Source organism: Streptomyces sp. NPDC055287 (assembly GCF_053646035.1).
The window spans coordinates 177,421-192,776 of sequence record NZ_JBSHNE010000004.1 but is presented as its reverse complement, the minus strand read 5'-3'; the positions used below and the strand labels follow the sequence as shown (position 1 = coordinate 192,776).

Annotated in this window: 14 protein-coding genes and 1 pseudogene; 2 read left to right on the top strand and 13 right to left on the bottom strand. The window is 69.6% G+C overall.

Translation table 11 applies throughout. The annotated features are described in order from the left end of the window. Positions 1–48: 48 nt before the first annotated feature. Together ACWIHY_RS08890 and ACWIHY_RS08885 are read left to right on the top strand one after the other, a co-directional pair. A complete protein-coding gene (locus tag ACWIHY_RS08890; protein WP_454374945.1) occupies positions 49–1,413 on the top strand; it encodes a cryptochrome/photolyase family protein in 1,365 nt (454 codons plus the stop codon). A 205-nt stretch (positions 1,414–1,618) separates the two neighbouring features. After that, the gene (locus ACWIHY_RS08885) at positions 1,619–2,266 is read left to right on the top strand and encodes a fasciclin domain-containing protein (protein WP_454374944.1); all 648 of its coding nucleotides are present in this window, start codon (positions 1,619–1,621) and stop codon (positions 2,264–2,266) included. Between the two features lie 92 nt (positions 2,267–2,358). On the opposite strand, the gene ACWIHY_RS08880 is transcribed toward ACWIHY_RS08885, so the two are convergent. The 13 genes and pseudogenes from ACWIHY_RS08880 to pafA all read right to left on the bottom strand — a co-directional run bounded on the left by ACWIHY_RS08880 (position 2,359) and on the right by pafA (position 15,348). Continuing rightward, positions 2,359–3,000: a TetR/AcrR family transcriptional regulator gene (locus tag ACWIHY_RS08880; RefSeq protein ID WP_454374943.1), complete on the bottom strand. Its 642-nt coding sequence runs from the start codon at positions 2,998–3,000 to the stop codon at positions 2,359–2,361. A 34-nt stretch (positions 3,001–3,034) separates the two neighbouring features. Continuing rightward, positions 3,035–4,402: pseudogene (locus ACWIHY_RS08875) on the bottom strand (cytochrome P450); the annotation flags it as partial. Positions 4,403–4,629: 227 nt separating this feature from the next. Further along, on the bottom strand, positions 4,630–7,449 hold the full coding sequence (locus ACWIHY_RS08870; RefSeq protein ID WP_454374942.1) for a DEAD/DEAH box helicase: 2,820 nt from the start codon (positions 7,447–7,449) through the stop codon (positions 4,630–4,632). A 45-nt stretch (positions 7,450–7,494) separates the two neighbouring features. Then, on the bottom strand, positions 7,495–8,406 hold the full coding sequence (locus ACWIHY_RS08865; protein ID WP_454374941.1) for a diacylglycerol kinase: 912 nt from the start codon (positions 8,404–8,406) through the stop codon (positions 7,495–7,497). Between the two features lie 18 nt (positions 8,407–8,424). Continuing rightward, positions 8,425–9,327 (bottom strand): twin-arginine translocase subunit TatC, encoded by a 903-nt coding sequence (gene tatC, locus ACWIHY_RS08860; protein ID WP_454375124.1) that lies wholly within the window; start codon positions 9,325–9,327, stop codon positions 8,425–8,427. Between the two features lie 110 nt (positions 9,328–9,437). After that, a complete protein-coding gene (gene tatA / locus ACWIHY_RS08855) occupies positions 9,438–9,737 on the bottom strand; it encodes a Sec-independent protein translocase subunit TatA (protein WP_454374940.1) in 300 nt (99 codons plus the stop codon). 209 nt (positions 9,738–9,946) lie between these two features. Further along, a complete protein-coding gene (locus ACWIHY_RS08850) occupies positions 9,947–10,144 on the bottom strand; it encodes a hypothetical protein (RefSeq protein ID WP_454374939.1) in 198 nt (65 codons plus the stop codon). 17 nt (positions 10,145–10,161) lie between these two features. Continuing rightward, positions 10,162–10,431: a hypothetical protein gene (locus ACWIHY_RS08845; RefSeq protein WP_454374938.1), complete on the bottom strand. Its 270-nt coding sequence runs from the start codon at positions 10,429–10,431 to the stop codon at positions 10,162–10,164. 14 nt (positions 10,432–10,445) lie between these two features. Next, entirely contained in the window at positions 10,446–11,405 is a 960-nt protein-coding gene (locus ACWIHY_RS08840; RefSeq protein WP_454374937.1) for a helix-turn-helix transcriptional regulator, read from the bottom strand. Positions 11,406–11,428: 23 nt separating this feature from the next. Beyond that, positions 11,429–12,385 carry a helix-turn-helix transcriptional regulator gene (locus ACWIHY_RS08835; protein WP_454374936.1) on the bottom strand — a complete coding sequence of 319 codons (957 nt, stop codon included), beginning with the start codon at positions 12,383–12,385 and terminating at the stop codon, positions 11,429–11,431. A 118-nt stretch (positions 12,386–12,503) separates the two neighbouring features. After that, on the bottom strand, positions 12,504–12,875 hold the full coding sequence (locus ACWIHY_RS08830; RefSeq protein ID WP_454374935.1) for an FKBP-type peptidyl-prolyl cis-trans isomerase: 372 nt from the start codon (positions 12,873–12,875) through the stop codon (positions 12,504–12,506). 43 nt (positions 12,876–12,918) lie between these two features. Continuing rightward, a complete protein-coding gene (locus ACWIHY_RS08825; RefSeq protein WP_454374934.1) occupies positions 12,919–13,869 on the bottom strand; it encodes an FKBP-type peptidyl-prolyl cis-trans isomerase in 951 nt (316 codons plus the stop codon). Positions 13,870–13,986: 117 nt separating this feature from the next. After that, complete coding sequence (pafA, locus tag ACWIHY_RS08820; protein ID WP_028815457.1) at positions 13,987–15,348, bottom strand: Pup--protein ligase; 1,362 nt, start codon at positions 15,346–15,348, stop codon at positions 13,987–13,989. Between the last annotated feature and the right edge of the window lie 8 nt (positions 15,349–15,356).

Genomic DNA, 15,356 nt, shown 5'->3' with positions numbered 1-15,356 from the left:
GCGCTGACACAGAAGACCTGACCGCACACAGGAAATGAGAACGCGCCCATGACCGTCGCCGTGGTGCTCTTCACTTCGGACCTGCGGCTGCACGACCAGCCGGTGCTCGGCGCCGCGCTGCGGCGGGCCGACGAGGTCGTGCCCCTGTTCGTACGCGATCGGGGAGTGACGGAAGCGGGCTTCGACGCGCCCAACCGCCGCGCTTTCCTGGCCGATTGCCTGGCCTCCCTGGACGCGGGGCTGCGTGAGCGGGGCGGGCGCCTGGTGGTCCGTACCGGCGACGTGGTGGAAGAGGTGTGCCGGGTGGTGACCCAAGCCGGGGCCCGGGAGGTCCATCTCGCGGGCGGGGTGAGCCGTTACGCGTCGCGCAGGGAGGAACGGCTGCGCGACGCGCTCGGGAAGGTGCGTTGCGCGCTGTACGTCCACGACGCGGTGATCACCGCGGTGCCACCCGGACACATCACCCCGGTCGGCAAGGACCACTTCGCCGTCTTCACGCCGTACCTGCGCAAGTGGGAAGCGGCCGGCGTGCGGGACACCGTGCCGGCTCCCCGGGTCGTGCGCGTCCCCGACGCGATCGAGAGCGAAACCCTGCCGTCACGCCGCGAGGTCAAGGGAACGTCGCCCGCTCTGATGCGGGGCGGTGAACAGGAGGGCCGCGAGCGGGTGCGCGCGTGGCTGGCGGACGGCGTCGCAGCATACGAGGAACGTCACGACGACCTGTCCGGCGACGCCACTTCCCGGCTCTCGCCCCACCTCCACTTCGGCAGTCTGTCCGCGTCCGAACTGGTTCACCGCACACGGCGGAAAGGCGGCCCGGGCGCGGAGGCGTTCGTACGCCAGCTCGCCTGGCGGGACTTCCACCATCAGGTCCTCGCGGCCCGTCCTGCCGTGTCGTGGGCCGACTACCGTACGCGCGGCGACCAGTGGCGCGGAGACCGGCAGGAGATCGACGCCTGGCGGGAGGGGCGCACCGGATATCCCGTGGTGGACGCGGCCATGCGCCAGCTGCGGCACGAGGGATGGATGCACAACCGGGGGAGGCTGCTGGTGGCGAGTTTCCTCACCAAGACGCTGTACGTCGACTGGCGTGTGGGCGCCCGGCACTTCCTGGACCTGCTGGTGGACGGGGACCTCGCCAACAACCAGTTGAACTGGCAGTGGGTGGCGGGCACCGGTACGGACACGCGCCCGAACCGTCTCCTCAATCCGCTCGCCCAGGCCGGGCGTTTCGATCCGAGGGGCGACTATGTGCGGCGATGGGTGCCCGAACTCGCGGGGCTCGCGGGAGCGGCCGTCCACCGGCCGTGGGCGGTGAGCGGGCCGGAGCGGTCCGGGATCGACTACCCGGACCCGGTGGTGGATCTCACCGAGGGACGTGCCCGTTTCGAGCGGGCGCGCGGTCTGCGCTGACGGCCGCAACCTCTCGGGACCGCCCGCGGGCACGGGTATGGACCGGATCCGGGAGATGACCAATCCGCGACTCCTTCGGCAGCGAATACCGGGTGTGAACGGAGATCAGGAAGCGACGGCAGCACGGGGTGATTCCCGGGGCATGACAAACGTGTCCGGCGCCTTCGCAAGCCCTCTTCGTATGTACCCCTCGAAGGAGAACACCATGAACACCGCCCGCTTCCAGCGCATCGCCGTCGTCGTCGCAGGGGCCGCGTTGCTTCCCCTGTCCCTGACCGCGTGCTCCAGTGACGACGGCAAGGACAGCTCCGCGGCCGGCGGGCCGACCGCGGAGCAGGAGTCCTCCGAAGCCGCGACGGGCAGCCGGGCGGCGACCACGGACGAGCCGTTCGGTCCCGGGTGCGCGTCGGTTCCCAAGGACGGGGCCGGCAGCTTCGACGGCATGGCGAAGGACCCGGTCGCGACCGCCGCGTCCAACAATCCCGCACTGTCCACCCTGGTCACCGCGGTGAAGAAGGCGGGGCTGGTCGACACGCTCAACAGCGCCGAGAACGTCACGGTGTTCGCGCCGACCAACGATGCCTTCGCGAAGATCCCCAAGGCCGACCTGGACAAGGTCCTCAACGACAAGGACACGCTCACCAAGATCCTGACCTACCACGTCGTGGGCCAGAAGCTCACGCCGAAGCAGCTCGAGAACGGCTCGTACGAGACGCTCCAGAAGGGCATGCTGACAACGTCCGGCTCCGGTGAGGCGTACAAGGTCAACGACATGTCGAACGTCGTCTGCGGCAACGTCCCGACGGCCAATGCCACCGTCTACATCGTCGACACCGTCCTGATGCCCAAGTAATCCGTGCGGTGCGGGACTTGAGCCCGGGCTCGCGAGACCGGGCGGAGCGGCCGGCCCACCCCGGCCGCTTGCCCCCTGCAACGTCCCGCCCGTCAGCCGGCCGGGCGCTCCGTAATGCCGGCGATGCGCAGCGCCGCGTCCGCCGTCGCCTCGGCGAAGGCCCCGGGCGGCCGCTCGGGGTCGGACCGGTGGATCAGTATCACGCCCTCGATGAGGCCGAAGACCAGGTCCGTGCGGAGCGCCAGTTCACCCCTGCCGAGCTGGCCGCATGCCTGCGTCGCGGCGAGCAACTGCCCATAGGCGCCCTTGAGACCGGACCGCACCCGGCGGAAACCGGAGAACGCCTCCGTGCGCACCTCGGGGAGCAGGTAGAGCGCCCCGAGGTTGTGCGGGCCGCCGCACAACAGCTCGACGTCGGAGCGGCAGAGCTGCCACAGCCTGGCCTCCGCCGATGCCGTGCCGTCGGCGAGCAGGCGGTGGGCCAGGTCCAGGGACGGGGCGACCGTGGACTCCAGGAGACCGACGAGCAGTTCCTCCTTGCCCGTGACGTAGTGATACATCGTCGCCTGACGCATCCCGGCGCGCTCGGCGACGGCGCGGGTCGTCGTGGCCGCGTAACCGTGGGTGGTGAACAGCTCGGCTGCCGCCTCCAGGAGTTCCTCGCGGGGCGTCAGCCCGTTGTCCGGCCGCTGCTGGGCGCGCGGCCGGCCGACGCGTCGTCCTGTGGTGCTCATGGAGCCGATCGTCGCATATCCACACCCTCCTCCTACGCGCCCGCACCGTGGCCAGCACCTCCCGGTCCGGCTGCAGCGTGAGCGTCGGCACCGGCCGGATCTCGCCCGGGTCGACGTCCAGCTCGAACCGCCGCGCCAGCACGGCCAGCACCAGCACGGACTCGACCATGGCGAACCGCGCGCCCAGGCAGACCCGGGGACCGCCCCCGAACGGGAACCACGCGTACTCCGGGATCGCGTCGCCGTCCTCCGGGTCCCACCGCTCGGGCCGGAACTCCTCCGGCTCGGGGAACCACCGGGGGTCGCGATGGGTCGCCCATTGGCTGCTCCACACCCGCGTCCCCGGTATCAGCGGCAGCCCGCCGATCCGCGCGCCTTCCCTGGCCACCCCGGTGAGCAGCCAGATCGTCGGGTACAGCCGCAACGTCTCCTTCACCACCGCCTGCGTGTAGGTCAGCTGTGCATAGTCCTCGAAGCCCGGCTCACGGTCACCGAGTACCCGGTCCAGTTCCCCGGCGAGCGCCTCGCGCACCCGCGGATTGCGCGCGAGCAGGTACCACGCCCACACCAGCGTGCTGCTGGTCGTCTCATGGCCGCCGATGTACAGGGTGACGGTCTCGTCGCGTATCTCCTGGTCCGAGAGCCGCGCCCCGGTCTCGTCCCGCGCGGCGAGCAGCCGGCTCAAGAGGTCGGGACGCTCCCCGTCCCCCTTCCGGTGGTGCGCGACCACCCGGGCGACCTCGGCGTCGATGACCGCGGCGGCCCGCCTGATCCTGGCCCTCCCCCGCGTCGGAACCCAGTCCGGCAGCAGCGCCCCGATGCCGCTGAACTCCGCGCCTATCTCCCGCTGCGCGACGTCCATGGCCCGCCCGATCGCCCCGGCATCGGCGTCGGTGTCCGCGCCGAAGATGGTGCGGACGGCTATGCGCTGTGTCAGGGCGGCCATCTCCCGCTTGATGTCGATCCGTTCACCGTCCGCCCACCGGTCGGCGAGGTCGACCGCGCACCCGGCCATCGTCGCGGCGTACGACCGCACCTGCTTGGGCCGCACGGACGGCTGCACCAGCGACCTCTTCCGCCGCCAGTCCGGCCCCCTGGCCACCACCACCCCGTTGCCCATCACCGTACGGAAAGCGATGCCCAGCTCCGGCTGGTCGAAGGTCCTCTCCGTCTCCGTCATCAGCTCGCCGATGTGCTCCGGTTCGGCGAGGAACAAGGACTGCGTGGGGCCGAACCGCCAGCGCACCATGTCCCCCCGGGCCCGCAGCCGTTCGAAGAAGGCGAGCGGGTCCTTCCCGAACTGCGGCAGGTTTCCGAGGACCGGCAGCCCGCGCGGACCCGCCACGGTCGTCCCCGGCCCCTTGGGCTGTACGCCGACGGCCGCACCGGTGTCCGTGGTCATGACGGGGCTCCCCTGCTCAGATGGCGCGCATCGTGTCTGCGCTCCGCATGACCCCATCGAAGCGCACAGGTCCGACACCGCACCACCCCTGTGGATAACTCACAACCAGACGTCACACAGGCCCTGTTGACCCCACACACACCAATGCGCCGCCCCCTCGGTCCTCCTGGGGAGCGGCGCACCAGTACGGCGCAGAGACTGGTTCCGCGCGAAGCCCGGCCGCCCCGTCAGCCCACCGACGAGTACGCGACCACGCCCCGCAGCACGGCGTCGACCGCCTTGCGCGCGTTCTTCGTGACCGTACTGCCTTCGGCCGACGACGGCGCGGCCGCCGCGATCTGCCCCAGTACGTCGATGACCTGCTTGCACCAGCGGACGAAGTCCCCCGCCGGCATCTCCGCCTCGCGCAGCACCTCGTCGAGCCCCTTGCCGGAGGCCCACATGAACACGGCCCAGGCGAAGCCCAGATCGGGCTCGCGCTGCCCGACACCCTCCGCCTGATTGATCTTGAAGTCCTCCTCCAGGGCGTCGAGCCTGCCCCAGATCCGGACCATTTCGGCCAGCGCGGTCGTCGCGGGCCCGGTCGGCACCTTCGGCGCGACCGCGTCGTCCGCCTGCCGCGCCTCGAAGACCAACGCCGAGACACATGCCGCCAGTTCGGCCGGATTGAGCCCTTCCCAGACGCCCTCGCGCAGGCACTCGGACGCCAGCAGGTCGAGCTCGCCGTAGAGCCGGGCGAGCCGCTTGCCGTGCTCGGTTGCCTTGTCGCCGCGCAGATAGTCGAGCTCGGTCAGCAGGGCGTGGATCCGGTCGAAGGTACGGGCGATGGTGTTCGTCCGCCCCTCGATGCGCCGCTCCAGCTGCTTGGTGTCCCGCTGAAGACGGTGGTAGCGCTCGGCCCACCGGGCGTGGTCCTCGCGCTCGTCGCAGCCGTGGCACGGGTGGGCGCGCAGCGCGGTGCGCAGCCGCGCGATCTCACGGTCGTCGGCCGCCGCGGCGCGCTGCTTGCGGTGCCGATCCGGCACGATGTGCCCGGCCTTCGTCCGCAGTGCGCTCGCCAGGTCCCGCCGCGACTGCGGGCTGCGGGCGTTGAACGACTTCGGGATGCGCATCCGCTCCAGTGCCTCCACCGGCACCGGGAAGTCGATCGACGCGAGCCGCTTGACCTGCCGCTCGGCTGTCAGCACCAGGGGCCGCGGCCCGTCCTGCTGGTCGAATCCGCGGTGCCCGTTGGCCCGCCCGGCGGGCAGACCGGGGTCCAGCACCAGCGCCAGTCCGGCGAACTTGCCGGTGGGCACATGGATGACGTCACCGGACTTGAGCTTCTCCAGCGACGCGGCCGCCGCGACCCGCCGCTGCGTAGCGCCCTGCTTGGCCAGCTCCGTCTCGCGGTCCTTGAGTTCCCGGCGCAGTCGTGCGTACTCCTCGAAATCTCCGAGGTGGCAGGTCATGCCCTCCCGGTAGCCCTGGATTCCCTCTTCGTTCCGCTGGACCTGCTTCGAGATCCCGACGACCGACTTGTCGGCCTGGAACTGCGCGAAGGAGGTTTCCAGCAGCTCGCGCGACCGGTGCCGTCCGAACTGCTCCACCAGGTTGACCGCCATGTTGTACGACGGCTTGAAGCTGGAGCGCAGCGGATACGTACGCGTCCCGGCCAGTCCCGCGAGCGCCCCCGGGTCCATGCCGCGCTGCCAGAGCACGACCGCGTGACCCTCGACGTCGATGCCGCGCCGCCCGGCCCGGCCGGTCAGCTGGGTGTACTCGCCGGGGGTGATGTCGGCGTGCTGTTCGCCGTTCCACTTGACGAGCTTCTCCAGCACCACCGAGCGGGCCGGCATGTTGATGCCGAGCGCCAGCGTCTCGGTCGCGAAGACGGCCTTGACCAGCCCTCGCACGAACAGCTCCTCGACGACCTCCTTGAAGGTCGGCAGCATTCCGGCGTGGTGCGCCGCGATGCCCCGCTCCAGGCCCTCGAGCCATTCGTAGTACCCGAGGACGTGCAGGTCCTCGCCCGGGATGGAAGCCGTCCGCTCCTCCACGATCTCGCGCACCAGCATGCGCTCGTCCTGGTCGTTCAGCCGCAGGCCCGCGTACAGGCACTGCTGTACGGCTGCCTCGCAGCCGGCCCGGCTGAAGATGAAGGTGATCGCGGGCAGCAGGCCCGCGCTGTCGAGCCGCTCGATGACCTCGGGCCTGGCGGGCGTCCAGATACGGCTGCGCTGCCTGCGGTCCCGCTCCCGGTCGGCCTCCCGCACGTTCCCTCTGCCGCGGCCGCGGGCGAACGGGCTGCTGTTCTCCATGCGGGCCATGCGCACCAGGTCGGGATTGACCTCGCGCCTGCCGCCCCTGCCGTCGTCCGACTCCTCGAACAGGTCGTACATCTTTCGTCCGGCGAGCACGTGCTGCCACAGCGGCACGGGCCGGTGCTCGGAGACGATCACCTGGGTGTCCCCGCGGACGGTGTCCAGCCAGTCGCCGAACTCCTCCGCGTTGGACACGGTCGCCGACAGCGACACCAGAGTCACGGAATCGGGGAGGTGGATGATCACCTCTTCCCAGACGGCCCCGCGAAAGCGGTCCGAGAGGTAGTGCACCTCGTCCATCACCACATAGGCGAGCCCGCGCAGCGCCTGCGATCCCGCGTACAGCATGTTGCGCAGGACCTCGGTGGTCATGACGATCACCGGGGCGTCCGGGTTGACGCTGTTGTCACCGGTCAGCAGGCCGACCTTGTCGGCGCCGTAGCGTCGCACCAGGTCCTGGAACTTCTGGTTCGACAGCGCCTTGATGGGTGTCGTGTAGAAGCACTTACGGCGCTCGGCCAGCGCGAGGTGCACGGCGAACTCACCGACGATGGTCTTGCCCGAACCGGTCGGGGCGGCCACGAGCACGCCCTTTCCGGCTTCAAGGGCGTTGCAGGCCTCGACCTGGTAAGGGTCCAGATCGAAGTCGTACAGCTCGCGGAAGGGCGCGAGCGCGGTGGCCTGCTCGGCTGCGCGGGTCCGGGCAGCGGCGTAACGCTCAGCTGGGGAAAGGTCCTCTGTCATCTTGTCTTCGAGCCTACCCGCCAGGTATGACAGTCAGCCCGATCTTTATTGAGGCCTTGGAGAAGGCTGGCCGCCGAGCACCCGGACCGCGCCCGGTACGCACTCGGCGGTGAGCGGCAGAGCCCCCACGGGCTCCCCGTCGGCGTACCCGGTGATCCCCGTGGCCACCAGCTCGACCTTGGCGGCCCGGTGGACGGACACCTTGGGGTGGCTGAGGTGAGTCCCCCTGTACACCTGGGGAAAGACCTTGATCAGCGTCGTACGGGAGCAGTCCCCCACCACCGTGACGTCGAAGAGGCCGTCGTCGGCCCGGGCCTCGGCGCAGATCCGCATCCCACCGCCGTACGACGTCCCGTTCCCCACGGCCACCAGGGTCGCCTCGACCTCGTGGACGTCCCCGTCGTCGAGCGTGATGCGGTACGGGACCGGCTTGAAGGAGGCCAGTTCCGCGATCATCGCGAGGTCGTACTTCAGTCGACCGCTGGGCCACCGCATCCGGTTCCCCCGGTCATTGACCCGGGAGTCGAAGCCGGAGGCGAGCACGGTCCCGAACCACTTCTCGCCCACCCGCCCCAGATCCACGTCCGGAATCCGCCCGCCCTTGAGCGCCTCGGCTGCCAGCGTCCCGGCGCGGGCGGGGTCGCGCACGGGCAGGCCGAGCGTCCGGGCGAAGTCGTTCCCGGTCCCGACGGCGACCACACCCAGCGGCGTCCGCGTCCCGGCGACCGCCTGCAGCGCGAGCGAGACCATCCCGTCCCCGCCGACGGCTATGAGCGCCCCGGTCCCGCCCTCCACGGCGTCCCGGGCGCGACGCAGGGCGTCGTCCGCGTCCTGGCCGAGGACGGTGCGTACGTGGAATCCCGCGTCACGCAGAGCGGAAGCGGCCGGCTGCGCGGCGTGCGCGCCCCGGCCGCGCCCTGCGGTGGGATTGACGAAGAGGGTGATCTCGCTGGTCACCCGGCGGACCCTACAAGGTCAGGTGATGTCGTCGTAGCCGTTCAGCTGCTTCTGTCCCGGCCCGGCGCTCTCGGAGCCCGCCTGTGCGGGCAGTGCGCGCGAGGCGGACACGGTCTCGATCTCATCGATCGACTCCGGGGTGAGGTCGAGCTCCGAGGCCTCGTCGTCGTCCAGGCCGGCGTCCGGGTTCCTGCGGGCCCGCCGCTTGTCGTTCAGGATCGAGAATCCGACGGCCATGAAGTACAGAACGGTGATGGGTCCGGCCAGGGCGAGCATGCCGATCGGGTCCGTCGTCGGCGTGATGATCGCGCCGAACAGGAAGACCCCCATGATCACTCCGCGCCACCACCCGAGCATGCGGCGGCCGGTGAGTACGCCCGTGAGGTTGAGCATCACGAGAATCAGTGGCAGCTCGAAGGCGAGGCCGAAGACGAGCACCATGCGCAGGGTGAAGTCGAGGACGTCGCCCAGGGACAGGATGTTCGCCGAGCCGCCCGGCGTGAGGCTGAGGAGCACCTTCACGCTGATGGGGAGGATGAGGTACGCGAGGTAGGCACCGGCCGAGAACAGCGGCACCGCGGCACCGACGAACGCGTACGTGTACTTCTTCTCGTTCTTGTGCAGCCCCGGGGCAACGAAGGCCCAGAGCTGGTAGAGCCACACCGGGCTCGAGACGACGAGACCGGCGACGAGGCTCACCTGGATCGTCACGGTGAAGGGAGCCGTCAGCGTATTGAAGGAGACGATCGCGCAGTTGCCGCCGTCACTGGTGACACCGGGCTCGCACTTCGGCACCGACTTCGTCATGAATTTCATGAGGTCCTCGCTGTACACGAGGGCCACAATCGTGACCGCCATGATCGCGAGCACGCCCTTGGCGAGCCGGTTGCGGAGCTCGCGCAGGTGCTCCACGAGAGGCATACGCCCCTCGGGGTCCTTCTCCAGTTTGGGGGCAGACTTGAGCAACCCACGTCCTCATCTCGTGCGGCAGGCGATCACCGGTCTTCGCGGTGCCTGCGGCGGCCCAGGTGTCAGCGCTTGGTCGTGTCGGTCGGCTCGGCGACGGGGCGCGAGCTCGTCACGTCACCGGGCGCGGCCTTGATCGTACGAGGCGCGGGCGTGGTGTGGTCCTGGGCGTGGCCCGTCGCGTGCGGCGGCGGGTCGGCAGGGGCGCTCTGGTCGTCGTCCTTCTTCATCGCCTTGGCCTCGCTCTTGAGAATGCGGGCCGACTTGCCCAGCGAACGGGCCATGTCCGGAAGCTTCTTGGCTCCGAACAGCAGAATGACGATGACGAGAATGAGGATGATCTCGGTGGGGCCGAGCCTACCCATAGCGTTTTACCTTCTTCACCGAGGCGACAGGGAGTCTGATGCCCGACCGGCCGGACGCTTGTCCGGTCGCCGCGCTGGCTGCGATCGTAACCCGTGGGAGTAAACGCGGGGCAATGCCCGTGCGTACTCCGGATTGCGGCCCGCGCCTCGCTCCAGGAGCCGCCCAACCAGCGTACGCCCCTGCCCCCACCCGGATGCGGCCGCGCTGCCTACCGCCAGTTTTCGCCAGTGCGAGCCAGGTTCTCCGCCGCCCGCTCGAGGTTCTCCGCGGCCGTGTTGATCTCCCGCGAGGTGTCGGCGACCTGGCGCCCGAGGCGCTGGACTTCGACGAACACCCGGATCGCCAGGACGCTGAGTACGGCGAGACCACAGAAACCAAGAGCGATTGCGAGCATCGGCCAGAGCATGCGCAGAGCCTAGACGGTCAGACGGTGGAGTGGAGCCGCAGCGTCCGCACGCCGCCCCCGGTGAGCAGCTCGACGATCCGCTCGCCCGCCGGTTTGCGCACCGCCGCCTCGCACTCGGGGCAGGTGAAGGAGTAGAAGGTCGTACGGCGGCTGGCGCCGATCGCGAGGCGCAGCGAGCCCGCGGACAGCTCGATGCGGGCCCCGCAGTCGGGGCAGCCCGCCCGGAAGAGGACCGGGCCCACCTGGGCATGGATGCCCTGGGCGGGAATCCCTGGCAGTAGCGACATGTCCACCAATCTCCTTACGCCTGGCCGCTCTCGTACGCCGCGAGGGCCTCGCGGGCCGCTTCCCGCGCGCTGACCGCCAGCTCAGGCGGCGACACGATGTGTCCGTCCCTGCCGAGCCGCAGCGCGAGCCGCCGCAACGAGGCCGGTTCCGGTGTGCGCAGCGTGATCCGCAGGCCCCCGTCGGGCAGTTCCTCCGCGCTGTCGTGCGGGTAGTACTCGGCGACCCAGCGGCCGCCGGGCCCGACCTCGACCACGACCTCGGGGTCGTCGGCCGAAGGCTGTACGAGCCCCTCCGACAGGTCCCGCAGTTCGATCTCCGGCGGTACGGACGGCTCGTCGAGCAGCCTGATCTCGGCCACCCGGTCGAGCCGGAACGTCCGCCGCGCCTCGGAGAGCCTGCACCAGGCCTCCATGTAGGTGTGACCGACGGCGAAGAGCCGGATCGGGTCGACCTCGCGCTCGGTGAGCTCGTCGCGCGCCGGGGAGTAGTAGCGGAGCCACAGCCTGCGCCGCTCCGAGATGGCCCGGTCGACGTCCGCGAAGACCCCGCCCTCGGACTCGAAGGTCACAGAAAGTCTGGAACTGGCGCCCGCCGCCTCACCGGCCGCGGCCTCCAGCTTCGCCGTGGCGCGCAGCAGCGCCTGCCGGTCGCCCTCGCGCAGTCCGGGGAGCGTGGAGACGGCCCGGGCGGCGACGAGCAACGCGGTGGCCTCGTCGGCTGCGAGCCGCAGCGGCTCGGCGACGTCGTCGGGGTTGTGCCACCAGATCCGGTCGCCGTCGGTGTCGATGTCGAGCAGGTCGCCGCCCCGGAAGCTCGTTCCGCACATGGGCAGGACGTCGAGGTCCGAGATCAGCTCGTCCTCGGTGATCCCGAAGGCGCGGGCGACGTCGCTGACGTGCGCGCCGGGGCGCTCACGCAGATACGTCACCAGGGAGAGCATCCGCCGGGTCTGGTCGATCGCGTTCGTGGCCATGGTGACTGTTTCCTCGGTCCTTCTCAGTCCTTGGCCACGGCGCGCAGCCGGTCCACGACGTCCGCCCGCAGATCAGCGGGCTCCAGTACGACGACCTCGGAGCCGAGCTCGACGAGCCAGGCGTCGAGCCCGTGACCGTACGGAACAGCCAGCTCGTCCCAGCCGTCACCCAGATCCCGTACGACAGTGGCCCTGGCCCGCAGCGGGTAGCCGGAGCCCTGGCGCAGCTTGATCAGCGCGGTGCGGGTCGCGGTCTCGCCCGCCCAGCTCTCGACGGTCTCGCGCACGGTCACGACGTCCGGCACCTCGGCGGTGAACGCCCCGGCGCGGGAGCGGACCTTGCCGGTGATCCGGGAGAGCCGGAAGACCCGCTCGGCGCCGCGCTCGCGGTCCCATCCTGCGAGGTACCAGTGGCCGCGCCAGCACTCCAGGGTCCACGGCTCGACGTGCCGGGTCTCGGCGCGGGCGGCGTTGGCCTTGCGGTAGTCGAAGACGACGGGGCGCCGGTCTCGGCAGGCCAGCATCAGCGGCTCGAAGGCCGTCTCGTGGACGGGGATGCGGGGTTCGAGGGCGCTGTGGTGGCCTTCGAACGGGTCCTCCGCCTCCGGCATGCCCGCCGCCCGGAGCTTCTGCAGGGCGCCGCTGGCGGCGCCGGCGAGGCGGGCCTGCTGCCAGACCTTGGCGGCGAGGCCGAGGGCGGCGGCCTCCTCGGCGTCGAGGGTGATGGCGGGAAGGCGGTTGCTGTCGCGGCGGGCCAGGTAGCCGGCGTCGCCGTCGAGGTTTTCGACGGTTTCGATGACCAGACCGAGTTCGCGCAGATCATCCTTGTCGCGCTCGAACATCCGGTTGAAGGAATCGTCGGTGCCGGCCTCCAGGTAGGCCTCGATGGACGCCCGCAGTTCCCGCTTGCTGAGCGGGCGCCGGGTCCCGAGCAGGCACAACGCCAGATTCATCAACCGTTCGGCCTTGGCAATCGCCATCGGCACCCTCTCTCTTGCTCTACGACCCTCGACCGTACCGCCCCGGGGTGTCGCGGCAAAAGCCGAGGGCCCCACGCCGGACGGCGTGGGGCCCCTCTTTTGGCCTGCTCGTGCGTGATCAGACGGCGACGAGGTCGCAGACAAAGATCAGCGTCTCGCCCGGCTTGATGACACCGCCGGCACCGCTGTCGCCGTACGCCAGGTGCGGGGGAATGATCAGCTCGCGACGGCCGCCGACCTTCATGCCCTGTACGCCCTGGTCCCAGCCGGCGATGACGCGCCCGCCGCCGAGCGGGAACTGCAGCGGGGTGCCGCGGTTCCAGCTGGAGTCGAACTCCTCGCCGGTGGAGAACGCCACGCCCACGTAGTGGACCTTGACGTTGTGGCCCTTCTGAGCCACCTCGCCGTCGCCCTCCCAGATGTCCCTGATCTGCAGGTCCTTCGGCGGCTCGCCACCCGGGAAGTCGACCTCGGGCTTGTCGATGCTCACGGAAATGCTCCTCTGTACTACGAACTGGGCAACCTGGACAGTCTTACATCACCGCGAGAATGTCCACCTGGAAGACCAGCGTCGAGTTCGGGGGGATGGTCTGCTGCTTCTTGTCACCGAAGGCCTGGTCCGGCGGGATGACGAGGAGCACGCGGCTGCCGGCCTTCTTGCCGATCAGGCCGTCCTTGAGACCCTTCAGGGTGACCTGCGGCAGCGCGAACTGCTGGGTCTTGCCCTGGGCGTACGTACTGTCGAAGAGCTTGCCGTCCTTCCAGACGAGCCCCTGGTAGGCGACGGACACCGTGTCGGTGTCCTTCACCGTCGCACCGTCGCTCTCCAGCACGTAGCTGGAAACGAGCTTCTTCGGCGGGTCCGACTTCTTCGGCACGGTGACCTTCGGTGCCTTGCCGTCGGTGTTGGTGCCGACCTTGGGCAGGTCGATGTTGTCCTGCGCGACCTCCTTGCCCTTGGCGGACGAGGGGATGGACTTCGCCTTGAGGATGTCCACGACGAAGACCAGGGTGGCGTTGGGCTTGATCGTGGGGGGCTGGCCCTGCGCGCCGTAACCCATCTCCGGCGGGATGACGAGCTGGACGCGGCTGCCGACCTTCTGGCCCTCCAGGCCCTTGTCCCAGCCGGGGATGACCATGCCTGCGCCGAGGGTCAGCGGGAAGGGCTGCTTGCGGTCGAAGCTGTTGTCGAAGGGCTTCGTGGAGTCCCACTGCTGTCCGAGGTAGTTCACCTCGATGGCGTCACCCTTCTTGAGGGTCGCAGCGTCGTCCTTGCCCTTGCTGAGGACCTCGGTCTTCAGTTCCTTGGGCGGATCTCCTTCCCCCTTGGCGAGGGTCGGCTTCTCGCCGAACTTGGCTCCCGCGGTGATCGCCGGCAGTCCGTTCTTTGACGAGGTGGAGTCGGAGCCCTTGTCGTCGCTGCCGCACGCCGCTGTCGAGAGCAGCAGCAGGGGGACGACAAGTAGGCCGGCAAGTCGGCGCACGTGTTCCTCAGATCTCAGACGGCACAGTAGTCGCCCGCCACTCTAAGGCGTGGCCCGGGCCCCGCACGAGAAACGTGCGGGGCCCGGGTTGCGTTCCGGAGAACCGGCAATGACCGATCACATACCGGCGATGAGCTTTTCCACCCGGTCGTCGACCGACCGGAAGGGGTCCTTGCACAACACGGTGCGCTGTGCCTGGTCGTTCAGCTTGAGGTGCACCCAGTCGACGGTGAAGTCCCGCCGCTGCTCCTGTGCCCTGCGGATGAAGTCGCCGCGCAACCGCGCCCGGGTGGTCTGCGGCGGCACCGACTTGCCTTCGAAGATCTTCAAGTCGTTGCAGATCCGCGCGGCTTGTCCCTTCTTCTCCAGCAGGTAATAGAGCCCGCGCCGACGGTGGATGTCGTGGTACGCGAGGTCTATCTGGGCGACCCGCGGGTGCGACATGGTCATGTTGTGCTTGGCGCGGTAGCGCTCGATGAGCTTGTACTTCATGACCCAGTCGATTTCGGTGCCGATCCGGTCGAGGTCCTCGGCCTCGATCGCGTCGAGCGCGCGGCCCCACAGCTCGAGGACCTGCTCGACCGTGCCGGTGCGGATGCCGCGGCGGTCGACGAAGTCCACGGCCTTCTCGTAGTACTCGCGCTGTACCTCTATGGCGGAGGCCTCACGTCCGCTGGCCAGGCGCACCTTGCGCTGCCCGGTGATGTCGTGACTGACCTCACGGATGGCCCGGATGGGGTTCTCCAGAGTGAGGTCGCGCATCACCGTGCCCGCCTCGATCATGCGCAGGACGAGGTCGGTGGCACCGACCTTGAGCAGCATGGTCGTCTCGGACATGTTGGAGTCGCCGACGATGACGTGGAGCCTGCGGTAGCGCTCGGCGTCCGCGTGCGGTTCGTCGCGGGTGTTGATGATCGGCCGGGAGCGGGTCGTCGCGGAGCTGACGCCCTCCCAGATGTGCTCGGCGCGCTGGCTGACGCAGAAGACCGCGCCACGCGGTGTCTGCAGCACCTTGCCGGCGCCGCAGATGAGCTGGCGGGTGACGAGGAACGGGATGAGGATGTCCGCGAGCCTGGAGAACTCCCCATGGCGGGCCACCAGGTAATTCTCGTGACAGCCGTAGGAGTTTCCCGCAGAGTCGGTGTTGTTCTTGAAGAGATAGACGTCGCCCGCGATTCCCTCCTCGTGCAGGCGGCGTTCGGCGTCGACGAGCAGGCCTTCGAGAATGCGCTCGCCCGCCTTGTCGTGGGTGACGAGCTCGGTCACGTTGTCGCATTCGGGAGTTGCGTATTCCGGATGCGATCCCACGTCGAGGTAGAGGCGGGCGCCGTTCCGCAGGAAGACATTGCTGCTGCGGCCCCATGACACAACACGGCGGAAGAGGTAGCGCGCCACTTCGTCAGGAGACAGTCGGCGCTGTCCCCTGAACGTGCACGTGACGCCGTACTCGTTCTCCAGCCCGAAAATGCGGCGGTCCATGACTGAAC